This window comes from Flavobacterium sp. P1_E4 (assembly GCF_056405915.1).
Genome location: NZ_JBFUBE010000002.1, coordinates 119,388 through 145,309, shown reverse-complemented (window position 1 = coordinate 145,309; position 25,922 = coordinate 119,388). Strand labels below are relative to the sequence as shown.

At 35.7% G+C, this 25,922-nt stretch carries 19 protein-coding genes; 16 read left to right on the top strand and 3 right to left on the bottom strand.

Going from position 1 to position 25,922, the window contains the following annotated elements; all coding sequences use genetic code 11:
* Window positions 1-261 precede the first annotated feature (261 nt).
* A complete protein-coding gene (locus tag AC1DY0_RS02425) occupies window positions 262-993 on the top strand; it encodes a metallophosphoesterase family protein (RefSeq protein WP_477187091.1) in 732 nt (243 codons plus the stop codon).
* A gap of 34 nt (window positions 994-1,027) precedes the next feature.
* Entirely contained in the window at window positions 1,028-1,552 is a 525-nt protein-coding gene (locus tag AC1DY0_RS02420; protein ID WP_477187090.1) for a DUF6646 family protein, read from the top strand.
* A gap of 59 nt (window positions 1,553-1,611) precedes the next feature.
* On the opposite strand, the gene amaB is transcribed toward AC1DY0_RS02420, so the two are convergent.
* On the bottom strand, window positions 1,612-3,165 hold the full coding sequence (amaB, locus tag AC1DY0_RS02415) for an L-piperidine-6-carboxylate dehydrogenase (RefSeq protein WP_477187089.1): 1,554 nt from the start codon (window positions 3,163-3,165) through the stop codon (window positions 1,612-1,614).
* Window positions 3,166-3,469: 304 nt separating this feature from the next.
* Between amaB and AC1DY0_RS02410 the strand changes: the two genes are divergently transcribed.
* Window positions 3,470-4,420: an MBL fold metallo-hydrolase gene (locus tag AC1DY0_RS02410; protein ID WP_477187088.1), complete on the top strand. Its 951-nt coding sequence runs from the start codon at window positions 3,470-3,472 to the stop codon at window positions 4,418-4,420.
* Window positions 4,421-4,433: 13 nt separating this feature from the next.
* Here AC1DY0_RS02410 and AC1DY0_RS02405 read toward each other — a convergent pair whose 3' ends face one another.
* Window positions 4,434-5,549: an endonuclease/exonuclease/phosphatase family protein gene (locus tag AC1DY0_RS02405; RefSeq protein ID WP_477187087.1), complete on the bottom strand. Its 1,116-nt coding sequence runs from the start codon at window positions 5,547-5,549 to the stop codon at window positions 4,434-4,436.
* A 131-nt stretch (window positions 5,550-5,680) separates the two neighbouring features.
* Between AC1DY0_RS02405 and AC1DY0_RS02400 the strand changes: the two genes are divergently transcribed.
* The 13 genes from AC1DY0_RS02400 (at window position 5,681) to AC1DY0_RS02340 (ending at window position 24,938) form a co-directional block, all read left to right on the top strand.
* Entirely contained in the window at window positions 5,681-6,691 is a 1,011-nt protein-coding gene (locus AC1DY0_RS02400; protein ID WP_477187086.1) for a S66 peptidase family protein, read from the top strand.
* Window positions 6,692-6,954: 263 nt separating this feature from the next.
* Window positions 6,955-7,314, top strand: coding sequence for a YraN family protein (locus AC1DY0_RS02395; RefSeq protein WP_477187085.1), 360 nt, complete (start codon window positions 6,955-6,957; stop codon window positions 7,312-7,314).
* 106 nt (window positions 7,315-7,420) lie between these two features.
* Complete coding sequence (locus tag AC1DY0_RS02390; protein ID WP_116796690.1) at window positions 7,421-8,077, top strand: aspartate kinase; 657 nt, start codon at window positions 7,421-7,423, stop codon at window positions 8,075-8,077.
* A 156-nt stretch (window positions 8,078-8,233) separates the two neighbouring features.
* Window positions 8,234-9,748 carry an L-lactate permease gene (locus AC1DY0_RS02385; protein WP_477187084.1) on the top strand — a complete coding sequence of 505 codons (1,515 nt, stop codon included), beginning with the start codon at window positions 8,234-8,236 and terminating at the stop codon, window positions 9,746-9,748.
* A gap of 20 nt (window positions 9,749-9,768) precedes the next feature.
* Window positions 9,769-11,874: an FAD-binding and (Fe-S)-binding domain-containing protein gene (locus AC1DY0_RS02380; protein WP_477187083.1), complete on the top strand. Its 2,106-nt coding sequence runs from the start codon at window positions 9,769-9,771 to the stop codon at window positions 11,872-11,874.
* Window positions 11,875-11,973: 99 nt separating this feature from the next.
* Window positions 11,974-12,690, top strand: a complete 717-nt coding sequence (locus AC1DY0_RS02375; RefSeq protein WP_477187082.1) for a heterodisulfide reductase-related iron-sulfur binding cluster — start codon at window positions 11,974-11,976, stop codon at window positions 12,688-12,690.
* Between the two features lie 392 nt (window positions 12,691-13,082).
* Window positions 13,083-13,646: an RNA polymerase sigma factor gene (locus AC1DY0_RS02370; protein WP_477187081.1), complete on the top strand. Its 564-nt coding sequence runs from the start codon at window positions 13,083-13,085 to the stop codon at window positions 13,644-13,646.
* A 214-nt stretch (window positions 13,647-13,860) separates the two neighbouring features.
* Window positions 13,861-15,030 carry a FecR family protein gene (locus AC1DY0_RS02365; protein WP_477187080.1) on the top strand — a complete coding sequence of 390 codons (1,170 nt, stop codon included), beginning with the start codon at window positions 13,861-13,863 and terminating at the stop codon, window positions 15,028-15,030.
* Window positions 15,031-15,158: 128 nt separating this feature from the next.
* Window positions 15,159-18,446 (top strand): SusC/RagA family TonB-linked outer membrane protein, encoded by a 3,288-nt coding sequence (locus tag AC1DY0_RS02360; protein ID WP_477187079.1) that lies wholly within the window; start codon window positions 15,159-15,161, stop codon window positions 18,444-18,446.
* A gap of 9 nt (window positions 18,447-18,455) precedes the next feature.
* The gene (locus AC1DY0_RS02355) at window positions 18,456-19,949 is read left to right on the top strand and encodes a RagB/SusD family nutrient uptake outer membrane protein (RefSeq protein WP_477187078.1); all 1,494 of its coding nucleotides are present in this window, start codon (window positions 18,456-18,458) and stop codon (window positions 19,947-19,949) included.
* A gap of 12 nt (window positions 19,950-19,961) precedes the next feature.
* On the top strand, window positions 19,962-21,038 hold the full coding sequence (locus AC1DY0_RS02350) for a SusE domain-containing protein (RefSeq protein WP_477187077.1): 1,077 nt from the start codon (window positions 19,962-19,964) through the stop codon (window positions 21,036-21,038).
* A gap of 122 nt (window positions 21,039-21,160) precedes the next feature.
* On the top strand, window positions 21,161-22,525 hold the full coding sequence (locus AC1DY0_RS02345) for an alpha-amylase family glycosyl hydrolase (protein WP_477187076.1): 1,365 nt from the start codon (window positions 21,161-21,163) through the stop codon (window positions 22,523-22,525).
* 256 nt (window positions 22,526-22,781) lie between these two features.
* Entirely contained in the window at window positions 22,782-24,938 is a 2,157-nt protein-coding gene (locus AC1DY0_RS02340) for a glycoside hydrolase family 97 protein (RefSeq protein WP_477187075.1), read from the top strand.
* Window positions 24,939-25,088: 150 nt separating this feature from the next.
* On the opposite strand, the gene AC1DY0_RS02335 is transcribed toward AC1DY0_RS02340, so the two are convergent.
* On the bottom strand, window positions 25,089-25,856 hold the full coding sequence (locus AC1DY0_RS02335; RefSeq protein WP_477187074.1) for an SDR family NAD(P)-dependent oxidoreductase: 768 nt from the start codon (window positions 25,854-25,856) through the stop codon (window positions 25,089-25,091).
* Window positions 25,857-25,922: the final 66 nt, after the last annotated feature.

Here is a 25,922-nt window from a genome sequence, read left to right as displayed (position 1 = left end):
TTAGTAAAATTATAATATTTCCCTACAGCATACAATCACCAAAAACAATGATTTTTTTCAAACTCAAAAGTAATTAAAAATACAATACCATCATTCTGTATCAACTTGGAATTCAACGGATATAAATAGCAATTTGACGGTTTTATTCTTAATAAAAACTTAAAACTGTTTTAATTAAGATACTTCTAACATCTCTTTCAAAAAAATGTCGAACCAACACTTCTTTTCTCTTATTTTTGTAAAAGAAGAAATAGAGAATAAATGAGAACATTAGTTATTGGTGACATACATGGTGGTTTGAGAGCTTTGCATCAAATTTTTGAAAGAGCTAACGTAAGTCCAAAAGACAAACTCATTTTCCTGGGAGATTATGTAGATGGTTGGAGTCAATCTCCACAAGTCATTGATTTTTTGATACAACTGAAAACAACTCATGATGTTATCTGCATTCGTGGCAATCACGACGAATTACTGAGAGAATGGCTCGAAGACAGCAAAGACAATGAACAATGGAACCAACATGGCGGTGAAGCCACTATTTTGGCTTACCTAAATGTAGACGGAGAAACTAAAAAAAAGCATATAAAATTCTTGAAGTCTTTAAAAGATTACTACTTGGACGAACAAAATAGAATGTTTATTCATGCAGGTTTCACCAATATGAATGGAGTTAATTTTGAGTATTTCCCTAAGTTGTTCTATTGGGATCGAACCCTTTGGGAAACCGCATTATCATTGGATCCGAATATAAAACCAGACCATTTGCTTTATCCTAAACGTTTTACACTATACAAAGAAATTTATATCGGCCATACTCCTGTCTCGCGCATAGGGAAAACCACTCCTGTACAAAAAGCCAATATCTGGAATATTGACACAAGTGCAGCCTTCAAAGGTCCGCTGACTATCTTAGATGTTGACACTAAAGAATTTTGGCAAAGCGAAGCGCTACCTAGTTTATATCCTACTGAAAAGGGAAGAAATAAAATCTAAGTATTATATTCGCGGAAAATTTATTACTTATTTTATGAAAAAAATTATAACACTTTTATTCTTGGCTTCTTTTGGTTTAACTAATGCACAACAAGCTTTTAAAGGAAAAGGCGATGCTAAAATTAATATTGGTGCAAACTTCCAAGATGGAGGTTCTGGGATTCAGGCATCTGCTGATTTTGGACTTGGTGAAAATTTCTCTTATGGATTTGTTGCTACTTATTTATTGGGAGTAGATGATTTTTCAGGCATCTATGGCGAAAACACTTACCTTGACGTAAAACCAGAATTTCAAGATCGTTTTGATGCAAAATTTAGAATTAATGCTAATTTAAGCAGTGTAATTGGAGTAGAACAATTAGATATATATCCAGGTTTGAGCTTAGGATTGCACAATTTTGGCGGTCATCTTGGTGGTCGTTATTTTTTTACGGATGGTTTTGGTGTTTTTACTGAGCTTGGCTTCCCAATTGCAAAATACAGTAATGATAAAGAAGTATTCGATCATTTAAACAATCAAGTTACTTTTAGCATAGGTGCTTCGTTTAATTTAGATTAAAACCAAAAAAAAGTGGCTTGTTAATCAAAACAAGCCACTTTTTTATGCCTTAAAATTATCTACAAATCAAATTTTATTCCTTGTGCCAAAGGCAAACTTGTGGTGTAATTGATCGTATTTGTTTGACGACGCATGTAAACTTTCCAAGCATCAGAACCTGATTCTCTACCTCCACCAGTTTCTTTTTCTCCTCCAAAAGCACCACCAATTTCGGCTCCAGAAGTTCCAATGTTCACATTTGCAATTCCACAATCTGATCCTACAACAGATAAGAAATGTTCTGCTTCACGCAAATTGTTGGTCATAATCGCAGATGATAATCCCTGAACAACTCCGTTTTGAACATCGATTGCATTTTCAACAGTTCCAGAATATTTTATCAAATATAAAACCGGAGCAAAAGTTTCGTGTTGTACAATTTCGAATGAATTTTGTGCTTCAGCAATAGCTGGTTTTACATAACAACCGCTTTCGTAACCTTCTCCAGAAAGTACTCCACCTTCAACCAAGATTTTACCTCCTTCGGCAACTACTTTCGTCAAGGCACTTGAATACATTTCAACTGCTTGTTTGTCAATTAATGGTCCAACGTGATTTTTCTCGTCCAATGGATTTCCAATTCTCAATTGTCCGTAAGCAGATACAACAGCATCTTTCACTTTATCGTAAATACTTTCGTGAATAATCAAACGACGAGTAGAAGTACATCTTTGTCCTGCAGTTCCTACTGCTCCAAAAACAGCTCCGATAACTGTCATTTTAATGTCGGCATCTGGAGTTACAATAATTGCATTGTTACCACCTAATTCCAATAATGATCTACCCAAACGACCTGCAACTGTTTGTGCCACAATTTTACCCATACGAGTAGATCCTGTAGCCGAAACTAAAGGCACACGCTTATCGGCAGTCATTAACTGACCTATTGAATAATCTCCGTTAATCAAACATGAAATTCCTTCAGGAAGGTTGTTTTCTCTGATTACTTCTGCAATAATATTTTGACATGCAATTCCGCACAATGGTGTTTTCTCTGATGGTTTCCAAACGCAAACATCACCACAAATCCAAGCCAATGCTGTATTCCAAGCCCAAACAGCTACTGGAAAATTGAAAGCTGAAATGATTCCCACAATTCCCAATGAATGGTATTGCTCATACATTCTGTGTCCTGGACGCTCAGAGTGCATTGTCAATCCGTGCAATTGACGTGATAATCCTACTGCAAAATCACAGATGTCAATCATCTCTTGTACTTCGCCATATCCTTCTTGTAATGATTTACCCATTTCATAAGAAACCAATTTACCTAAAGCTTCTTTATTTTGACGCAATTTCTCTCCAAACTGACGCACAATTTCTCCACGTTGTGGTGCTGGCATCAATCGAAATGTTTTAAAAGCTTCGGTTGCAGTTTGCATTACTTTTTCGTAATCTGCTGGTGTACTCATTTTTACAGAAGCAATTAATTTACCATCTACTGGCGAAAAACTTTCTAGGATTGCTCCGTTTGAAAAATGATTAATCCCTGTCGAACTTCCTTCATTTATGGTTTTTACACCTAATTGTGCTAATGCCTCTTTCATTCCAAATTGTTCTGCAATTGTTATCATTGTAACTTTTTTATTAAAAATTGTTATATTTTTTTTGTAAAGATATTATTTAATCACGAAAATATATAATAAAGAGCATATAAAAAATTTATAAAGCCAATTAAGCACCTCTTTTAGAGAAGAAAAAAACAATAATTAAACAATCGATAACTCATACAAAGTTAGAGTTAATATAGTACCATTATTGGATCATAGATTAATCTTAATTATTAGGTTTTTACTTATTTTTAATAATTTTAGCAAAAAAGATTTCCTTAAAAAAAAGAACTAATTTTACAAAATATTAAAATAATATCGTTCGAATATGACATTTATACACCGTTCTCTTATTAGTTTCTTTTTAATATCCCTTCCATTATTTGCTCAAAAAGCGGCTTTCGATGTTGTTCCGTTGGGCGTAAAAGGTGGAATCGACGAAAAAAATCTTTCGGCCTATTTGGTTGCTCCAGTAAATACTCACGATTATATCTGTATCGATGCGGGAACCCTGAATGCGGGAATTGAAAAAGCCATAACCAACAAAGTCTTCAACGTTTCAACGAGTGCCGTTTTAAGAAAGTACATTAAAGGATATTGTATTTCCCATGCACACTTGGATCATGTTTCGGGGTTGATAATTAATTCACCAGCTGATTCTTCCAAAACGGTTTATGCTACAAAAAAATGCATGGAGATGATGGAAAAGCATTATTTCAACGGAGAGACTTGGGCTAATTTTGGTGATGCAGGACCAGGTTTTCAACTGAAAAAATATCATTTTCAAACCCTTGCCATTGGGGAAGAAACCAAAATTGCCAATACAACAATGACTGTAAAAGCATTTTCGCTAAGTCACGTGAATCCTTTTGAAAGCACTGCTTTTTTAATCCAAAACGGGAGAGATGCTGTTTTATATTTGGGTGATACTGGGCCTGATTCAGTTGAAAAGAGCAATGATTTAAGTGAATTATGGAAAACAATCACTCCTTTAATTAAAAGCAAACAATTAAAAGGGATTTTTATAGAAGTTTCATTCCCAAATGAACAACCTGATAATTTATTATTTGGACATTTGACTCCCAATCATTTAATTACAGAACTTCATAAACTGGAGGAATTAACGGGTAAAGGAAGTTTAAAGAATTTCAAAATTATCATTACCCATTTGAAACCACCAAGTCAAAATATTGTAAAAATTAAAGAACAATTGCAAAAAGGAAATAATTTAGGAGTAGAACTCATATACCCTGAACAAGGAAAACGCTTTGAATTATAAGCTAAGACTGGTTTTACTTTCTTTCTTTTATCAAATAAACATAAACTGGGAAGTGGTCGCTAAAACCAATTTCAGTAAGCGAATGCCGCAATGGATATCCTTTGTATTTACCGCTCTTTTGGATTAAAAATGGTTTGTTGTAAATTCCCGCTTTCCAATATTGAAAGGAATTATAATCCTTTTGCAAGAACGATTGAGAAACCATCACTTGGTCAAATATATCCCAAGAATCTCTGAAAGCAATCGTTCCTAATCCTTTATTGGCCATTTCTTCGAATGGGTTGTAAATACCGAGCGGTTTGACTTCCTGTATTTTCCCTCTGGCTCCAAGCGCTTTTTTTACGCTATTATTAAAAGGGCTATCATTTAAATCTCCCATGGTTATAACTTTTGCATTGGGGTTAATGCGCTGCAAAGAATCAATAATTTTTCTATTCAAAGCTCCTGCAGCTTCCCGAAACGGACTTGTTTTCTTTTCGCCTCCCGAACGTGACGGCCAGTGATTGACAATAATATGAATTTCTTCACCATTCAAAAAACCAGTTACAAGTAATTGGTCTCTGGTATAAACCCGATAATTCTTGGTGTTGACCTGAATAACATCATCTGTTTCTACATTCTCTGAAGAATCTGCTTTAAGAGTTTCTTTAATAGGCTGTTCTCCTTTATATACATACAACGGAATATTTATGTAACTCGTTGGCTGGAACTGTTTCTTTTGATACAATAAAGCAACATCAATTCCCCTTTTATCCGGTGAATCAAAATGGATAATTCCGTAATCTTTGTCAATCAATTTGGGCTGTTTAATCAAGTCTTCTAGAACACCTAGATTTTCAATTTCGGCTCCGCCAATGAATGTTGGGGAATTAGGATTTTCGGAAGTTCCTATTTCAGACAAAACCCATGCTAAATTTTCTAATTTATGATGGTATTTTTGGGAGTTCCAATGTTGTGTACCCGTCGGTGTCCATTCCTCGTCATTGGTAATCGGATCATTAATCGTGTCAAAGCAATTTTCAAAATTGTAAAAAGCCACTGTGTGTATCACAAAGGCTTTAGTTTGGGCATTGCTTTTTGAAATTAAAAGAAATAAAATCAGATAGAAACAAGTTTTTTTGGTCGTCATTACTCTTTTTGAAAAGGTTTTAGTTTAGTAAATATAGTAATTTGATTACAATTATTTGTTGTCTTTAAGAAATGCATATCTTTGCTTTAACTCTGAATCTCTATAACAATTCATTTTTCAAAAAGCTCAGCATGTATACCAATCCATTTTCTTTTAATCAAAAACAATGTGTTTTGTATCCGATACTATTGCTTATTTTTGTTTTACAATCTATAAACAGTCAAGCTCAAACTACTATGATCACACCACCTTATTTACAAAAAGGAGATACCATTGCAATTGTGGCAACCGCAAGAAAAAACGTTGACAATAACCTAAAACCCACTATAGACTTATTGCATTCATGGGGATTGGAAGTCGTAATTGGGAGCACTATCGGACTAGACCTTAATCAATTGGCAGGAACTGATGAACAACGTGCCGCCGATTTTCAAAAACAGATGGACAATCAAAATATCAAAGCGATTTGGTGTGCCCGTGGTGGATATGGTACGGTTCGTATGATTGATTTATTGGATTTCACCAAATTCAAACAGCACCCAAAATGGATTGTGGGATTTAGCGATGTTACGGTTTTGCACAATCATCTTAATACAATGGGCTATAAATCGATTCACGGCACTATGCCTGTAAGCGTTGAAAGAACAGCTCCCGAATCGATTTCGTCTTTGAGAACAGCTTTATTTGGCGATCATTTAGCATATAAAATTGACCCGTTCCCGATGAATCGTTTCGGAAAAGCTACCGGTGAATTGGTGGGCGGAAATTTATCTATTTTATATAGTTTATTAGGATCTAAATCTGCAATTGACTGTAAMGATAAAATTTTGTTTATAGAAGATCTTGACGAATATCTTTACCACATTGATCGAATGATGATGAACCTAAAACGCAATGGCTGTCTCGAAAGCATCAAAGGAATTATTGTGGGCGGAATGACCAAGATGAAAGATAATGACATTCCGTGGGGGAAAAACGCCAATGAAATTGTTCAGGATGTAACCAAAAAATATAATATTCCGGTACTCTATAATTTCCCGGCAGGGCACGTTCACGACAACAGAGCCTTGATTATGGGTAATATTGTGAGTATGGATGTGAATGAGAATTGCAATACTGTGATTTTTGAAGATAAAAAATAGATAATAGACTTTTGAAGATTACTACCAATCCTAATAAGTAACTACTATAAACTGTGTTCGATTATCACTTTTTTTAAAATGATGGCAAAAAAGACAGAATGCTAACTCTTAGCCCCGATTGCTTCGCCAGTTCGCTTCGCTCGTGTGCAGTGAAAATCTTCCCGATTTTTCTTCGGGAGATTGTAACGAATAGCGGGACGATGTTTCCTAAAATGCCTAATGCTTCTGCTCCAAAATAATAATCCAACCCTAACTTCAAAAAAATGGCTGAACACAATGAACTGGGAAAACTAGGAGAAGATCTTGCGGTAGATTACCTTAAAAAAAATGGGTACACTATTCTGAATACCAACTGGACTTTCCAGAAAGCCGAAATTGATATTATTGCCAAGACAGATAACACACTTGCCATTGTAGAAGTAAAAACGCGTTCGTCTCTCGAATTTGGCTTGCCACAAGATTTTGTAAAACCAAAAAAAATTCAACTCTTGGTAAAAGCCGTAGATGCTTACGTAATCGAAAGAGATTTGGATTTGAATGTGCGTTTTGACATCATCGCGATCCACAAAGAAGGCAAATCATTTGCAATTGAACACCTTATAGACGCTTTTTTTCATTTTTAAAGAAATTTAACATTGTTATATTTGTAACAAATTGTTTTTTACGTATATTTGTACCGATTTTAAAACCAAAAACTAAGTATTAACTACGTACAAACCACTATACATTATGAAAACAGTTTCCTCAATCGTTGAAAATTATATCAAAACAAAGCCTTTTTTACTGAATGCATTGTCACTCGGGATTATCAACTTGACTTCTTTGTCAAGAAATATCATGACTGAATTGGAAAGTGAATTTGGAAAAGAAGTAAAACAAGGAGCTGTGGTGATGGCTTTGAAACGTTTGACTGAAGAGTTAGATTTTAGGCTAAATCACAAAATAAATAAAGTAATAAAAAACATAGGTGAAATCACCGTACGATCTGCTTTGACGGATTATACATATGCAGTTTCAGACACTGTCTTAAACAAACAAGCCGATTTGATTACTGACATCAATTCGTTACCGGATATTTTTTATACCTCATCCAAAGGAGTAAATGAAACTAATATTGTTGTTAGTAACAGTGTCAATCACTTGGTTGAAAAACATTTTGCTTCTGAAAAATTGATTCAGAAATTGGATAATTTGGCTTCAATAACAGTGAAATTACCAAAAGAGAATATTGTTGTACCGGGAATTTATTATTTCATTTTCCAACGTTTGGCTTGGGAAGGAATTATTATCAATGAGGTAATTTCAACTTCAAATGAATTTACGATTATGGTTAGTGAAAATGAAGTGGATGTAGCTTTCAAAGTGATAAAAGATTTGAAAAACTAAATCTTAATTAATTTAGGTAAATAGTTCAAAGGCGAGACTCATAGTTTTGCCTTTTTTTTATTTATACTTTTTAAGTAAAATATTATAAATGAGTTAATTATATAGCTATTTTTTTATTAATTTTATAGAACTCTTTTTTATTAAAAATTTACGACTATGGATTATTTAGCTATTTTTTTTGCCTTAACTCCTGTTTTTCTTTTAATAATTTTACTTGGTTTTCTTAAAATTTCTGGTGACAAAAGTGCTCTATACACTTTAATAGTCACAATTCTTTTGGCAGCATTTGGGTTTAAATTTTCGACTTCTTCCATTGGCCTTTCAATAGTATATGGAACCTTAAAAGCCATTTTTCCCATCATTTTAATCATCATAATGGCCATTTACAGCTATAACGTGTTGGTTTATACCAAAAAAATGGAGGTACTAAAATTTCAGTTCTCCAATATTTCCACCGATAAAAGTATTCAGGTTTTATTACTCACTTGGGGATTTGGTGGATTGCTTGAAGGAATGGCCGGTTTTGGGACGGCAGTCGCCATACCTGCAGCTATCCTGATTGGCTTGGGATACAAACCACTCTTCTCCGCATTGGTCAGTTTACTGTCCAATAGTGTCCCCACTGCTTTCGGTGCTGTTGGAATACCTGTAAAAGCAATCGCTATTGAAATAGGCCATACTGATTTGCAGCATTTAGGAAGTCAAGTCGTATTACAATTGTCTCCCCTAATGATAATTATTCCATTCCTTATTGTATTCCTGACGGATTCCAGTTTAAAATCATTGTCCAAAAATATTGCTTTAAGTTTGGTTGTTGGAGCGGTATCAATTGCCGTACAATATTTCTCGGTTATCTATATTGGTATAGAAACTCCTGCCATTTTGGGAAGCATAGCCTCGATTATTGTAATTGTTATATGGGCAAAAATAGCTACCAAAAAGGACGATAATGCTGCCTTGGAAAGCAAAAGCTCCAAAGAGATTATGAACGCATGGACTGTCTATGGCTTGATTCTTCTGTTCATTATTGGGACCAGTCCCTTATTCAACAGCTTTAGAACTTTTCTGCAATCTATAGCTGCAACTCCAATACATCTAACCATTAATGGTTCCGAAAAAACCATAAAGATATTTTGGTTAACAGATGGTGGAGTCCTGCTGTTTTTAGGTTCGGTAATTGGCGGATTACTGCAGGGAGCAAAGTTAAAAGAGCTATTAGAGGTTCTTGGAAAAACGTTTCTTCAATTAAAGAAAACATATATAACCGTAACTAGCCTTATTGTTCTGTCCACCATAATGGATTTATCTGGTATGATTGTAGTGTTGGGAACCGCCATCGCCACTGCAACGGGTGCCTTTTACCCTTTATTTGCGCCGGCAATTGGCTGTCTAGGTGCCTTTTTGACTGGTAGCGACACTTCTTCCAATATATTATTCGGTAAACTTCAAGCCCATGTTGCCAACCAAATTGGAGGTGAACCGAGTTGGTTCGCGGCCGCAAATACCGTTGGAGCCACCGGCGGAAAAATCATATCCCCTCAAAGTATTGCCATTGCAACTTCGGCATGTAATCAGCAGGGAAACGAAGGAGATATTATGAAAAAAGCACTACCTTATGCCATATTTTATATAATTGTCGCCGGTTTAATGGTGTATTTCTTTGGAAAATAAACATTTAAAGTACAAATGCTATGTTAGCTCCTTCTTATCAAAAGTTAAAAGACATTTTATCCGTCTCAATTGATTCCAAACGCATTTTGACCAATCCTCTGCAAACCCTTGCTTATGGAACCGATGCCAGTTTTTATAGACTAATTCCAAAAATCGTAATTCTAGCACACGATGAATCGGAAGTCATTGAAATTATAAAACAGGCCAAAATACTTGACATTGCTTTGACTTTTAGAGCTGCAGGAACCAGTTTGTCTGGCCAAGCCATAACTGATTCTGTTTTGGTGGTTGCCACACATGGTTGGAAAAACTATGAACTTTTGGACAACAATCAAAAAGTAAAACTCGAGCCTGGTATTATTGGGGCCAAAGCCAATAATTATCTGGCACCACATGGTTTGAAGATTGGGCCTGATCCGGCATCTATCGGAGCTTGCATGATTGGGGGAATAGTAGCCAATAATGCCAGCGGAATGTGTTGCGGAACTGCACAAAACTCCTATCAAACCATAGCGGATATTCGAATTGTATTGCATGACGGAACTATTTTGGACACCGCCGATGCGCAAAGCATTACAGCTTTCAAGAAAAATCAAACTGCTTTAATTCAAGAAATCGAAAGTCTTAGAGATGAAATTAAAGACAATGAAACGCTTTACAATCAAATCAAAAATAAATTCAAGATAAAAAATACGACTGGTTATAGTATCAATGCCTTGGTCGATTATCAGGAGCCAATTGATATCATAAAACATCTAATGGTGGGATCTGAAGGAACTTTGGCTTTTATTTCGAATGTAACTTTCAAAACAGTTATAGACGAAAAATACAAATCCTGTTCTTTGATTTTTTTCAACACGATTCAGGATGCCTGCAATGCCACTATTTTGTTGAAATCAAGTCCCGTTGCAGCAGTAGAATTATTGGACAGAGAATCGATTCGCTCAGTCGAGAATGATGATGATGCACCTGATTATTTCAAAAATTTACCCGAATCGGCTTGCGCTTTATTGGTTGAATGCCGAGACAATGATTTAGTTCTTTTAAAACAAAAACAAGAACAAATTCGATTACAAATTCAATCCATTCCAACTTATACAGAATATGAATTTACGAGTGATCCAAAACAATATTATTTTAACTGGAAAGCCCGAAAAGGTTTATTACCAACTGTTGGTGGACTTCGAAAAAACGGAACAACGGTAATAATTGAAGACGTTGCTTTCCCTTTACCACAACTGGCTGATGCTTGTTTAGAACTTAAGGATTTATTCAAAAAATACGAATACCACGATGCCGTTTTATTTGGTCACGCCTTGGAAGGAAATCTACATTTTGTTTTCTCCCAAGATTTTTCGAACCAAGCCGAAGTGGATCGTTACGAAAAACTAATGTCCGAATTGGCCATTTTGGTAGTTGACCGTTTTGGAGGTTCCTTAAAGGCCGAACACGGAACGGGTCGTAATATGGCTCCATTTGTGGAAAAAGAATGGGGACCAACAGCCTACGAAATCATGAAGCGCATCAAAAACATTTTTGATCCCAATAATAAAATTAACCCGGATGTATTAATCAATCCCGATCCCAAAGCGCATCTCAAAAATTTAAAACCACTTCCCGAATGCAATAACATTGTTGATAAATGTATGGAATGCGGTTTTTGTGAGCCACATTGTGTATCCGAAGGATTGACTTTATCTCCGCGCCAACGTATTGTGATTGCTAGGGAAATAAGCAGATTAGAAAGCACAAACGAAGATCCGAGCAGATTAGCTGACATTCGAAAAGACGTTACCTATCAGCTGGACGAAACCTGCGCCACCGACGGTCTTTGTGCCTTGGCATGTCCCGTTCATATCGATACGGGAAAATTTGTAAAAACTTGGCGTGCCAAAGAACTGGATTCAGGTAATAAAAAAGTGGCTGCATATATTGGCACACACATGGCAGGAACTACATCGATTTTGAGAACCGGATTAAAAATTGTTTCCTTTTTTCACGCTATTCTTGGAACCACCGTTATGACCGCACTGTCAAATGTGTCCCATTTTATCACTTTTGGGAAAGTCCCGAAATGGATTCCCGAAATGCCAAAAGGAGCTGATAAAATAAATACAAAAAATTAACCACAGATTCGCAGATTATTTTTTAATTTTTAGCCAAAGATTTGAAAAATTATAATTGAAAATCTGCGAATCTGCGGTCAAACCTTTAATGAAAAAGCAATGAATACAACCGCTGATTTAAAAGTCGTTTACTTTCCTTCCTGCATCAACAGAAGCATGGGAAAAAATCGTTTCCAAGACTCTGATGATCTTCAATTGACCGAATTGACACATCAGTTATTGGTTCGTGCCGGATTCACTATAATTTATCCAGAGTCCATAGATACTCATTGTTGCGGAATGCCTTTTTCAAGCAAAGGTTTTGCCGAAGCCAACCATGAACAATCCGTGGCATTGGAAAACGACCTTCTAAAAGCTTCAGAAAACGGAAAATATCCCGTTTTGTATGATATGAGCCCTTGTTTTTACCATTCGAAAGAAGAATTTACGAGAACCTTAAAAATCGTCGATCCCATCGAATTCATGTTAGATTATGTAATGCCGCAATTGGTTGTAAAAAACAAAAAAGATACTGTAGCGGTCTTCCCTGTTTGCTCCGTTAAAAAAATTGGAAAAACAGAACAATTGGTATCCTTATCTAAACTTTGTGCCGAGAAAGTTACCTTAATTGACAGCAATTGTTGCGGTTTTGCCGGAGATAGAGGTTTCCTTATTCCAGAATTGAATGAACACGGATTGCGCGAATTAAAAGCACAAATTCCTACCAACTGCAAAGAAGGTTATTCCACCAGCCGAACCTGCGAAATTGGTTTTGAAAAAATGAGCGGTATTGACTTTAAATCCATTTTTTATTTGATTGAGGAAGTGACTCGATAACATCTCACATTTGGTTTTTATATAAAAAATTAAGGGATTAAATTTCATTAATTGAGAATATTTAATTCCCTTAATTTCTTACTTTTTTTAAAATAATTAATGCCCTTTAACAGATTAATACCCATTCTGAAACAACAGCTAAATCGTTAATTATTAGCGAATAATAAACAGTTGATAACAAATCAAACAACATTTAAGGTATATCCATAAAATACTGTGTACTATTGTTTTTCAAACACCTTCCTTGCTCTTCAAAATCAAAAGCAACTTTTTTATTAAAATCTTGTTGCGAATAATATTTTTATATATTTGCTCATAATTGAAGCTATTAATAGCATTAAACTAAGAATATCCTTATTATAATCCCAAAAAAATAAAGGTTTAATAAATCAATGTCAACAACAAAAGACTTTAGCGAACAATTGTTGGTAAGTGAACTCAAAAATGGCAACGAAAAAGCTTTTCGTAAACTATATGATTTCTATTACCAAGACATCTATGGCTATAGCATCAGTCTTTTAAAATCCAAAGAACTTGCCGAGGAAAATGTACAAGATGTTTTTTTGAAGATTTGGTTGCATCGAGAAAATTTAAATCTGGAACAATCATTCAAATCTTATCTTTTTACCATTGCCAGAAATCAAGCTTTTAACCTTTTGAATAAAGCAGCAAATGATGTGCTGTTGAAAGAGGAAGTTTTTTACACCAGTGAGAAATCACATGTGGAGGGAGATTATTCCATTCGCGAAGCAGATTGCAAAAAACTAAAAAAGCAGGCCATAAAACAACTTCCGCCCAAACGAAAGCGCATTTTTAAAATGTCTAGAAAAGAGGGCAAAACATACGAAGAAATAAGTCAAGAACTAGGAATTTCGGTAAATACCGTCAAGAATCAAATGAGCAAAGCACTCGAATCCATGCGAGTCTTTTTTCAGGTTCATGATGGATTCACTTAAATTTAAACTCTATTTATACTACAATCACTCCTCGCGAGTGATTTTTTTTGCTTTTAATTCAAAATATTTTTTATTAGTAAAATATTAAAAATCAGCATGTTGATTTATTTATAATATTTTATTATGTTAAAATTAAAAAACTTACAACGTTTGAGTAGTAGTCAACTGCCTTTCAACTGTATTATATAAAGAGCAAACAAAAAACCTATTCACGATGAATGAAAATTCGGAAATAAAAAAATTACTTCATAAGTTTATTTTAAACCAATGCACCGCCGACGAAACGGATGAAGTGATTGACTATTGTAGAAAAAACAATCTCACCTCCGATTTCCCAACCGTTGAAGAGGTAAAAGCCTTGTTGGGTGAAACTCCAGAAATGGATAAAAATACTGCTGGCCAAATTTTCTCCAAAATTTTAGTTCAAGCCCAAGAGACTAAAGAAATGGAAGTAGAACCAAGAAAATTCCCTTTCAAGAAATACATGGCTATTGCTGCCTCTGTTGTTGTATTGTTATCAATTGGCCTTACTTATAAAAACAGTGTTGCTGTACCAAAAAACAATCCCATCATCAACAGTAATGAAATCACCTTACAATTAGAAAATGGAGAAATCCAAGTTATTTCGGAAGGCAAAAAAAGTCAGGTTACCGATGCTAACGGAAATGTTGTAGGAAACCAAAACGGAAACAAAATTGCTTATGATACAGAAGCATCAATTGAAAATCTGGTGTACAATACTTTGAAAATTCCGAATGGTAAAAGATTTGAATTAGAATTATCAGACGGAACTATTGTGCATTTAAATTCAGGAACCACTTTAAAATATCCAGTAAAATTCATTGCTGGTCAGAACAGACAAGTTTTTCTCGATGGAGAAGCCTTTTTTGATGTTGCAAAAGATAAAAAACATCCTTTTATCGTAAATGCCGATAAATTGAATGTTAGAGTTTTGGGAACACATTTTAATGTTTCCAGTTATCCAGAAGATGATTTAACAGATGTTGTGTTGGTAGAAGGTTCAGTAGGAATGTACTCTGCAAATGAAACTTTTAATGCCGATAAAAACACTATTCTTAAACCAGGCTACAAAGGAAGCTTCAATAAAAATAACAATCACATCAATACTAAAGAAGTTAATACCGATATGTATACCTCGTGGATGAATGGAGGATTAATGTTTCGTGATATGAGCTTTAATAATATCTGTAAAAAATTGGAAAGACGTTATGATGTCACCATTGAAATTAAAAACAACAAATTAGCCAATGAAAGATTCAATGCTAGTTTTGGAGACAAACCTATAGAAAAAGTATTGACTTACTTCAAAGATGTATATGGCTTCGATTATACCACCAAAAACAAAGTAATAACTATTAAATAACCCTTAAAAACCAATGAAAAATGAAAAGTTGAATATGATAAAATAAAAAAATCGGAAAGAGCTGCGAACAATTTCCGATTTATAAGCGATTGAACCTAACAGATTAAATACAATCAATTAACAAAATTATGAAAAAAAAACCAAAGAATGACGGAATGCAATTTTCGTTGTTCAAAATTGACCTGAAATTGAAACTAACAACACTACTGCTTTTAGTCGCTATTTTTAATTCCCGAGCCGATTCTTATGCCCAAAAGACAAAAGTGAGCTTGGAATTGAACAATACCACTGTGGAAAAGGTTATTGAAACCATTGAACAAAAAACAGACTTTAAATTTATTTACAAATTAGACGATATCGATTTAGATCGCGTGGTGTCTATTCACGTAAAAAATCAGAACATAACAGTCGTATTGGATTATCTTTTTAAAGGTATTCCAACAGAGATTATAGTTAGGGACACACAAATTATGCTCAAAAAACCCACTTTCGCCATAACCGAAAGTTTGCCTTTTCTACAGCAAACTGTAAAAGGAAAAGTGGTAGACGAGAATCGAATGCCATTGACTGGTGCTACCGTTACTGAGCAAAACACACAAAACAGTGTAGCGACGGGTTTCGACGGAAGCTTTCAAATTACGGTACAAAACAATTCAGCCATGCTGGTTATTTCTTTCATGGGCTATATTAAAAAAGTTGTTCCTGCCAACCAGGAAAACATTACTATACAGTTACAACCTGAAACAACATCTCTAAAAGAAGTAGTATTGGTAGGTTATAGTACTATGTCCAAAAGAGACGTAACAGGAGCAGTTTCATCAATTGCCCAAAAAGACATGAATCAAGGAACTATTGTAAACCCATTACAATTGATTTCGGGTAAAATGGTCGGGGTAAACATTAATCAAGTTGGAAGTGAGCCAGGATCTACACCCAATATTAGAATTCGAGGATTAACTTCATTAGTTGGAGGAAGTGATCCATTAGTAGTTGTTGATGGAGTTCAAGGAAATCTTGATTTATTAAACCAAATTCCACCAAGTGAAATTGCATCTATAGATATTTTGAAAGATGCATCGGCTTCTGCTGTTTATGGATCAAGAGGTGCTGCTGGGGTTGTACTTGTAACAACCAAAAAAAGCAAAGCTGGTAAAACATCAGTAGAATATACAGGAACAATGTCTGTAGATGAAATTCCAAATCCATTAGAGGTTCTTAATGCTGATCAATGGTGGCAACAGGCACAATTAATAGGCGTTCCTGCATCAGCAAATCATGGCGCAAGTACCGATTGGTTCAATATTTTGACACAAACTGGGTTTACTCAAACTCATGCTTTGGCCTTTGGTGGTGGAGCAGATAAATTTAATTATAGAGCTTCTATTACCGCAATTTTACAAGAAGGTGTAGTTATAAATTCAAAAAGCAATAAATATATCGGACGCATACAAGCTACTCAGTTGGCATTGGATGATAAATTAAAATTGACTTTTAACCTTAACAGTGGTATTATTGAAACAGATAATAGTATTGGAGAAATTGGGAGAGCAGCATTTAAGTCCAACTTAATTACAAACTCTTATTTTGTGAGCCCTACAAATCCTGTTTATAATGTTGATGGCACTTATTTTACTGACCCTAACGTATTCCATTACTTAAATCCATATGCTGCGGCAGAAACGGTTAATAATCATGATGAAAACAACAATTTATTTGGAAGTTTAAAAGCAGAACTAGAAATCATTGACGGTGTAACTGTAGCAGGTTTTGGAAGTTGGAGAAATACCAATACTACTCACGGCTACTATCTCCCAGCAGAATCAACAGATGCCGATGCTATTGATCAAAAAGGTATTGCCAATATCAGTAACAATAAGGTAAATGAAAAGCTTATGAACATGAGCGTTAATTATAAAAAAACATTAGGGAATCATAATCTGGATGTATTGGCTCTTTATGAGTGGCAAAATCAATCCTATCAAGGAAATTTTGCTCAAGCTCGTGGTTTTATAAATGATATTGCTACTTATAATGCATTGCAATTAGGAGATTTTTCTAATGCAAAACCAGGTGATATAACTTCTTATAAAAATGACAGAACCCTTATATCGTTTTTAACTCGCTTTAATTATAGTTATTTAGGCCGTTATTTACTTACTGGAAGTATTAGAAAAGATGGTTCATCTGTATTTGGAGACAATAATARATGGGGGAACTTTCCATCAGTGTCTTTAGGATGGGCAATTGATAAAGAATCTTTTATGGCTAATCAAACTCTCTTTTCTCAATTAAAATTACGTGGAGGATATGGAGAAACTGGTAACCAACAAGGATTATATCCGCAACAGTCCCTTTCATTAGTAGGGCAAGGAAATCCAAATCTTACTTATTTTGGAGGTTCACAAATCACTAATTACATTCAGGTTCAAAATGCTAATCCTGATTTGAAATGGGAAACCAAAAAACAAACCAATATTGGTATTGATTTTGCTCTTTTGGAGAATAGACTTAGAGGTTCTATTGATGCTTATACTGCAACCACAGAGAACCTTTTATTTAATTACACCGTGCCACAGCCTCCTTATCCATATGATAAAGTATATGCCAATGTAGGTAGTCTCTTGAACGAAGGAATAGAAGCTTCATTGAGCTATGATTTAATCAGTAACGAAAACACTACCCTTACTCTGGCAGGGAATGTTTCTTTTATGAGAAATGAAGTTTTAAATTTAAGCGGGTCTATCAATGGGGTACCATTGAATACAGATTTTGTTGAATGGGGTGCTCCAAATTCTTATTTGGTAAAAGGAAAACCAGTAGGTTCATTTTACACTTTGCATAGTATAGGAAAGGACAATGCTAATGCTGAGAAGGTGCTAGACCGAGATGGAAATGGCATTATCGATCAAGGATCAACAAGTCCTGACAGGGCATACAACGGTTCTGCAATGCCAACTTATACTTTTGCATTCAATCCTACCTTTAGATATAAAAACCTTGATATTTCAATGCTTTGGAGAGGTTCTGGAGGTAATAAAATCTATAATAGTTTGAACAAAAGTTTAAGTTATCAAGAAAGCATTGGTAAATCTAATGTTTTAACAAGCTCAATTCCTCTAGGAATGTTCACCACTCAATATGTATCTGATTTATGGCTTGAAAAAGGTGATTTTATACGATTAGACAATATAACTCTTGGCTATAATTTTAATTTCAAAAATGTTAAATACCTTGAATCACTTCGCCTTACTTTAAATGGTAATAACCTATTACTATTTACTGATTATACTGGTATGGATCCAGAAATCAATTTAAAAGGTAATGGTGGTGACAGAAGTTCCAACTTTGGTAATGATATAGGGATCTATCCTCGTACCAGAAGTTTTGGTCTAGGTTTAAGTGTTAAATTTAAATAGTAAAAGAAAATGAAAATCAAAAATATAGTATTGATAGGAAGTTTAAGTCTCTTATCATTTGCGAGCTGCACCGATTTAGATGAAAAAGTCTATGATAAATATCAAACGGAAACTTTTTATGGTTCTCCCGAAGGTGCAAATATAGCTCTAGCAGCCGTTTATGCACAAGTTGGAGGAAACTGGGATGGTGTTGGATATGCTGGTGCCGATAATGGCTGGTATGACCTAAATGCCATGTCGAGTGACGAACAAGTTATTCCTCATAGAAATACAGGAGACTGGCAATTGGATTTTGCGCAACAGTACAAACACGAATGGTTACCATCAAGCTTAATGGTAAATAATACATGGAAATGGCTTTACAAATCTGTATTTAGTGCCAACTTAGCCGTAGATCAATTAGAAAAAGCAAACGCCGATCCTTCAAAAATTGCAGAAGCCAAAGTATTAAGAGCTTTTTTCTATTATTTGTTGATGGACGATTATGGCAATGTGCCTTTTTATACCTCAAATGACATTACCGTAGATAAAATTCCTCAAGCCGATCGCAAAGTTGTTTATGATTTTATTGTTAAAGAATTAAACGATAATGTAGAATTACTTTCGGGTACTAAAGGTGGAGAATACTATGGACGTTTCAACAAATGGGCTGGTTATATGTTATTGGCTAAAGTGTATTTGAATGCAGGAGTTTATACAGGAACTCCAAAATGGAATGAATGTCTTGCTGTTTGCAACAAATTAAATGAAGGTGGATTCTCTCTTCACTCAGGAAGTGCAAATGCATCAAGCCCATTAGGGAATAAATATTTTGAATTGTTTGGAGACGTACTTCCAGAAGATGAAACTATATTATCTATTTACACTACTGTTGACGTTGTTTCTCGTAATATTTTTACGGTTCGTAGTATGGCCGGAGCCAATGCTTATGCCTTGTTTGGGTACAATGGCTGGAATGGAACTGTTATTCCAAAAGAGTATTACTTAAAATATGCCGATTCAGATATTCGTAAAAAACAATTCTTAATTGGTGAACAGCCTGGAGGCGTTAATTACACTCTTGAAATAGGTTCATTAGACAATCCTGGAGCACCAGCGCAAGCAGGAGTACGTAATACTAAATTTTATCCTGCAGGAATAACTACTGGAGGAGGAGCTTCTAATGATTTTCCAATTTTTAGATATGCCGATGTCTTGTTAATGACCGCTGAATGTCATGTTAGGCTAGGAAATGCAACGGCAGCAAAACCATTTATCGATGCTGTAAGACAACGAGCTGGTCTTAATGCACTAGATGCTAATCCTACTCTTACTGATATTTATAACGAAAGAGGATTCGAATTGAACTGGGAAGGACATAGAAGACAAGACATGATTCGTTTTGATACCTTTTTATTGCCAAATGAATTTAGAGGTGCTTCACAGCCATTTAGAAAATTGTTCCCAATTCCTACTGCTGCGCTTAATGCAAATCCAGGTTTAAAACAAAATCCAGGTTACTAAAAAAGAACTCATATGAAAACATATATATATAAGTTACTCGTACTTTGCGCTGTAGCGCTGCTTGCTGCATCTTGTGAAGAAACAGCCGAATTAACCACGTTACAAGAGGTTAGCTTTACATCGACAGTAGAAGCTTCAACAAAAACTATCGTTATCTCAGATGACAATTCATCTGAACCTGTAGTTGCCCTTTCTTGGCCAGCTGTGGCTTATCCTATACAAGCTCCGGTTACTTATGCTTTGCAATTTGACATACCAGCAGACATTACTGGAGAAAAAGCCTGGGGTAAAGCTACTCGTGTTATAATTGGTGAAGATGTATTGAGTAAATCTTTATTGGGCGTAGAGCTTAATAAAATAGCAATACTACTTGGTTTACCAATAGACGCAGCTGGAAAAATTGCTGTTCGTGTAGAATCCTATTTGGATCACTCAGCATATTCTGAACCAATAATTTTGACTGTTACTCCTTATGAAGCTAAACCTACAGGACAAATAATTATGCCTGGAAGTTACCAAGGCTGGAATGTAGATAATGCGGCATCCTTTGATCCAATATCAGTAGGTATATATCAAGGTTATGTGTCTATTCCTGTTGGGGCTGGTTTAGGTTTCAAATTAAACCAAGAAAGAAACTGGGCTCAATTTTATGGTGCAGGAGCTTCTAATCAAGATTTAAAAAACATGAGTGATACCGATTTTCAAATGCCAGGCGCAGGTTCTTATCAAATGACTGTAAACCTTAAAACCCTAAAATGGAATTCTATTCCTTATTCTTGGGGTGTTGTTGGTGATGCTACACCAGGAAGTTGGAACACGAGTACTCCTATGGCTTATGACCATGTCAATAAAAAATGGAAAGTGACTTTAGACTTAATCCCTGGAAATGTAAAATTCAGACTTAATGACGCTTGGACAATTAACTACGGAGCCAAAAACAATGATGAAGGTATCATGTATTTAGACAATTCAGGAGCGCATTATGTGGGGGAAGCAGGAACTTATGAAATCACTTTTACCATAAATGATGTCAACCCAGCCGTAAATGGTTATCCTGCAACTGCAACTTACACGGTTACTAAAATCTAACAAAAAATAATCTATATTAAATGAAATGGTTTGGTTAGTTAAAATGCATTCCTCTTCCCTAAAAAGAGGAGGGGTGCATCCATTACAAAACAAATAACGATTATTATTAAAAAATTAAACAAATGAAATTATATATCAACATAGTTTTTGCACTTATCTTTTCTTCAGTATTAGCATCCTGCGATTCTTCAGATGATGAGTCAACACCTGCACCAACATATCCACAATATGGAACAGCATTTGAAAAAATGCCAGCCAAAGAAGATGCCATAATCTATCAAGTAAACATTCGCGCTTTTAGTCAGGCAGGTAACCTAAAAGGAGTTCAGGAAAAACTGGCTCATATTCAGGAACTAGGTGCTAATGTTATTTATTTAATGCCTGTTTATCCCATTGGAGTTCTCAAAGGCATAGGCTCTCCGTATGCTGTTAAGGATTACAAAGCAGTAAATACCGAATTTGGAACATTGGAAGATTTACGTACTTTGGTAGATGAAGCTCATAAAAAAAATATGGGAGTAATACTAGACTGGGTTGCAAACCATACTGCTTGGGATAATGCCTGGATTACCGCTCACCCAGATTGGTATCAAAAAGACAGCGAAGGCAAAATTGTTTCACCTCCAGGATATAGTGATGTAGCCCAATTGAATTTCAACAATGTTGAAATGGAAAAGGAAATGATTGACGCTATGTCATATTGGGTTTACTCTGCAAACATTGATGGTTTCCGTTGTGATTATGCTGATAATGTTCCCCAAAGCTTTTGGACAGAAGCCAATGCCTCTTTACGAAAAATTAAAAATCAAAATTTCCTAATGCTTGCAGAAGGAACAAAAGTTACCAATTTTGTGGCTGGTTTTGATTATACTTTTGGCTTTGCTTATTTTGATGCTTTGAAAAAAGTGTTTAGCGAAGGAAAACCGGCAACCTCTTTGCAAGATGCAAATGCCGCTGAATATGCTACAAATTATGACAATTCACAACGCATTGTAAGATACACTTCAAACCATGATGTTAACTGGTCCGATGGCACGCCGCTAACATTATTTGGAGGCAAACAAGGCTCTATCGCTACTTTTGTAGTTGCTGCATATATGAAATCAATACCTATGATTTATAACGCTCAGGAAATTGGATATGCCCAAAAAATCGATTATTTTCATAATGTTCCTATCGATTGGAGTACTGCCGATGCAAGCATGCTTGCTGAATACAAAAAAATAATCACTTTTAGAAATTCCAGCAATGCCATAAAAAGAGGAACTTATAAAGGATATAGCAATGATGCAATAAGTGTATTCTCTATGGAAACTGATTCTGAAAAAGTGTTAGTACTCTCTAACTTGACCAGTTCTGCCGCTAAATATATTGTTCCTGCCCCACTTTCAAAAATAGCTTGGAAAGATGCTTTTGGAGGTGCTCCAGTAACCATTGCGTCTGAAATCACTTTACAGCCATATCAATACATGGTTCTAAAAAATTAATTTATAAACTGGTAGGATTGCAAATGGTCTTATCAAGTCTTGTTGCTTATATTTGCAACAGAACCTGATGTAGGTAAATATTTATTAAGACGATTTGCAATCTTCAACATATTGTAAAGCCACAAAGACTGCTAAGATTTAATTCATATATCTTTTTGTTTAAATTGATTGTATGGTTGTTTAAATTTTTAATACTTCGAAACTATTTGTCTTTGTGCGCCTTTACAATTCTCTTTTTATTTCAAAAACCAAAAAAATGATTTATAGCCTAAAAAAAATACATCTCCATGTATTCTTATTGATTTGTCTTGCCCCATTTTTAATGCAGGCGCAGGAAATAAATTCACCTAATAAGAATCTTATCTTCAAATTTGAGCTTACCGCAAATGGAGTACCTTCATACCAATTGTCTTACAAAGGAAAATCAGTAATCAATCCCAGCTCTTTGGGACTCGAGATCAAAGATGCCCCTTCGTTTATGGACGGTTTTTCGATTACAAATTCGGAACAAAAATCGGTGGATGATTCCTGGAATCCAGTTATGGGTGAGGAAAAAACCATTCGTAACAATTACAACGAATTGGTGGTTACTTTGGCTCAGGCCAAAAACAACAATCGCTACATCCGTATTCGCTTTCGTCTGTTCAATGACGGATTAGGATTTCGATATGAATTCCCAAAACAGGACAATTTGAAATATTTTATAATCAAAGAGGAACACACCGAATTTCAATTGGCCGGCAACCACAAAATTTTCTGGATTCCGGGAGATTATGACACCAATGAATATGCCTATACCACTTCTAAAATCTCGGAGATTCCTTCGCTGATGAAAAAAGCCACTGCGCTTATCAGTGCGCAACAGCCTATTCAAGGGCTAGCCGTGCAAACCCCATCGATGATGAAATCCGATGATGGATTGTACATCAACATCCACGAGGCAGCTTTGATTAATTATCCGGCGATGTCCCTGAATGTGGATGCAACTACTTTCAAAATGAGCAGTCATCTCACTCCGGATGCCATGGGCAACAAAGGCTACATGCAAACCGATACCCAAACGCCTTGGAGAACGATTGTCGTAAGCGATAAAGCCACCGAAATACTGGCTTCCAAATTAATCCTAAACCTCAACGAACCGACAAGCTACAAAGATGTTTCCTGGATAAAACCAACGAAATACATTGGAATTTGGTGGGAATATTTCGTGGCTGGAAAAAGCACTTGGGCCTATGGAGTTGAGAACAACGTAAAATTAAACCAAGATTTCACAAAGCTTACGCCTAATGGAAAACACGGAGCAACCACAGAGCATGCCAAAGAGTATATTGATTTCGCTTCCGCAAATGGTTTTGACGCTATCCTTATCGAAGGCTGGAACATTGGTTGGGAAGACTGGATTGGTAATTGGAAAGAGGAAGTTTTTGATTTCACAACGGCTTATCCAGATTTTGACGTCAAAGTCGTTCATGAGTACGCTGCCGCAAAAGGGGTAAAAATTATCATGCATCACGAAACCTCAGGATCTGCAACCAACTACGAACGCCGATTGGATCGTGCTTTTCAGTTTATGAACGACAACGGTTACGATGCCGTAAAAACTGGTTACGTAGGACAGATTATTCCGCGTGGCGAGCATCATGATGGACAATGGATGGTCAACCACTACATACACGTTGCCGAACGTGCAGCCGATTATAAAATTATGATTGACAGTCACGAAGCGGTGCGTCCTACCGGTTTAAATCGTACTTATCCTAACTGGGTAGCACAGGAATCTGCAAGAGGAACCGAGTTTGAAGCTATGGGAGGGCTAAATCCTGAGCATACTACTATTTTACCTTTTACCCGTTTGATGGGTGGACCAATGGATTTTACCCCAGGTATTTTCCAAACTGATCTTACCTATTACAAAACAGGAGGTAACCAACGCGTGAATACCACTTTGGTCAAACAATTAGCGTATTATGTGACTATGTACAGCCCACTGCAAATGGCTGCTGACATTCCGGATAACTACAATCGTTTCCCAGATGCTTTTCAGTTCATCAAAGATGTGGCAGTAGATTGGGATAACAGTTATATCCTAGAAGCCGAGCCGGGTGACTACATTACCATTGCCCGTAAAGCTAAAGGAAAAGCGGCTTGGTTCGTGGGTGGAATCACCGACGAAAATGCAAGAACAGCCACCATCGCTTTTGATTATCTGCCTACTGGCAAAAATTACATCGCCACCATTTATGCCGATGCCAAAGACGCCAGCTGGAACCAAAAACCGCAAAGTTACACCGTTACCAAAGTCATCGTGACTCCAAAAACAGTTCTGAAACAATACATCGCTCCTGGAGGTGGAGTTGCAATCAGTATCAAGGAAGCAACAGATACCGATATGAAAGGATTGAAGAAAATGTAAAAATTGCAACAAATGAATCTGTAACTTGAATCTCCGGTAATACGACTGCTGCAAGCGTAAATGCTTTGGATTGAGTTACAGTCGTTGCAACAAGAAACAAAAAAAGAAGCTTTTGAAGCTTCTTTTTTTGTTTTTCATACGATACTCTAATTACAAATTCATTCCTCCCGAAACTTCTATGCGTTGTCCATTTACCCATTTGGCATCATCAGTACACAAAAAGGCCACTACACTTCCAATATCATCTGGTAAACCTACTCTTCCTAATGCGGTTATCGAAGCAATCTGCTGGTTTAACTGTTCGTTATCACGAACTACTCCACCGCCAAAATCGGTTTCAATGGCGCCTGGCGCAACAATATTCACTCTGATTTTTCTAGCTCCCAATTCTTTTGCTTGGTATTTGGTCAAAGTTTCCATAGCTCCTTTCATACTTGCATAGGCAGCATATCCAGGAAATGAAAAACGGGTCAATCCTGATGAAATATTTACAATTCCGCCACCGTCATTCATAATATCCAATGCTTTTTGAGTTAGAAAAAAAGGCCCTTTGAATTGAATATTAACCAAATCATCAAATTGGGTTGTGGTTGTTGTCGAAAAACTTTCATGAAGACCAACACCAGCATTGTTGATCAAAAAGTCGATTTTATCAGTTCCGAATGTGTCTTTCAAAGCAGTTTCAACCTTTTGAAAAAACAAATCAAAACCACTTACCTCAGCAACATTCAATTGAATGGCTACTGCTTTTTGTCCCAATTTTTCGATTTCATCTACAACACTGTCAGCTTCTTCTTTTTTGCTGTTGTAAGTTAGTACTAGGTCAAGACCTTTTTTGGCAAGATTCAAAGCCATATCTTTTCCTAATCCGCGGCTTCCTCCTGTAACTAATGCTATTTTATTGTTTCTAATTTCCATCTTTAATTTTGTTTTAATTTGATAAGACAAAATTAGTTCAGATGTATAGCTCTCCTATTGCAAATA

What these genes read in the sequence shown, in the direction of transcription:
- AC1DY0_RS02425 (WP_477187091.1), top strand. Translation starts at nt 262, where the DNA reads ATGAGAACATTAGTTATTGGTGACATACATGGTGGTTTGAGAGCTTTG.
- AC1DY0_RS02420 (WP_477187090.1), top strand. Translation starts at nt 1,028, where the DNA reads ATGAAAAAAATTATAACACTTTTATTCTTGGCTTCTTTTGGTTTAACT.
- amaB (WP_477187089.1), bottom strand. Translation starts at nt 3,165, where the DNA reads ATGATAACAATTGCAGAACAATTTGGAATGAAAGAGGCATTAGCACAA.
- AC1DY0_RS02410 (WP_477187088.1), top strand. Translation starts at nt 3,470, where the DNA reads ATGACATTTATACACCGTTCTCTTATTAGTTTCTTTTTAATATCCCTT.
- AC1DY0_RS02405 (WP_477187087.1), bottom strand. Translation starts at nt 5,549, where the DNA reads ATGACGACCAAAAAAACTTGTTTCTATCTGATTTTATTTCTTTTAATT.
- AC1DY0_RS02395 (WP_477187085.1), top strand. Translation starts at nt 6,955, where the DNA reads ATGGCTGAACACAATGAACTGGGAAAACTAGGAGAAGATCTTGCGGTA.
- AC1DY0_RS02390 (WP_116796690.1), top strand. Translation starts at nt 7,421, where the DNA reads ATGAAAACAGTTTCCTCAATCGTTGAAAATTATATCAAAACAAAGCCT.
- AC1DY0_RS02385 (WP_477187084.1), top strand. Translation starts at nt 8,234, where the DNA reads ATGGATTATTTAGCTATTTTTTTTGCCTTAACTCCTGTTTTTCTTTTA.
- AC1DY0_RS02380 (WP_477187083.1), top strand. Translation starts at nt 9,769, where the DNA reads ATGTTAGCTCCTTCTTATCAAAAGTTAAAAGACATTTTATCCGTCTCA.
- AC1DY0_RS02375 (WP_477187082.1), top strand. Translation starts at nt 11,974, where the DNA reads ATGAATACAACCGCTGATTTAAAAGTCGTTTACTTTCCTTCCTGCATC.
- AC1DY0_RS02370 (WP_477187081.1), top strand. Translation starts at nt 13,083, where the DNA reads ATGTCAACAACAAAAGACTTTAGCGAACAATTGTTGGTAAGTGAACTC.
- AC1DY0_RS02365 (WP_477187080.1), top strand. Translation starts at nt 13,861, where the DNA reads ATGAATGAAAATTCGGAAATAAAAAAATTACTTCATAAGTTTATTTTA.
- AC1DY0_RS02355 (WP_477187078.1), top strand. Translation starts at nt 18,456, where the DNA reads ATGAAAATCAAAAATATAGTATTGATAGGAAGTTTAAGTCTCTTATCA.
- AC1DY0_RS02350 (WP_477187077.1), top strand. Translation starts at nt 19,962, where the DNA reads ATGAAAACATATATATATAAGTTACTCGTACTTTGCGCTGTAGCGCTG.
- AC1DY0_RS02345 (WP_477187076.1), top strand. Translation starts at nt 21,161, where the DNA reads ATGAAATTATATATCAACATAGTTTTTGCACTTATCTTTTCTTCAGTA.
- AC1DY0_RS02340 (WP_477187075.1), top strand. Translation starts at nt 22,782, where the DNA reads ATGATTTATAGCCTAAAAAAAATACATCTCCATGTATTCTTATTGATT.
- AC1DY0_RS02335 (WP_477187074.1), bottom strand. Translation starts at nt 25,856, where the DNA reads ATGGAAATTAGAAACAATAAAATAGCATTAGTTACAGGAGGAAGCCGC.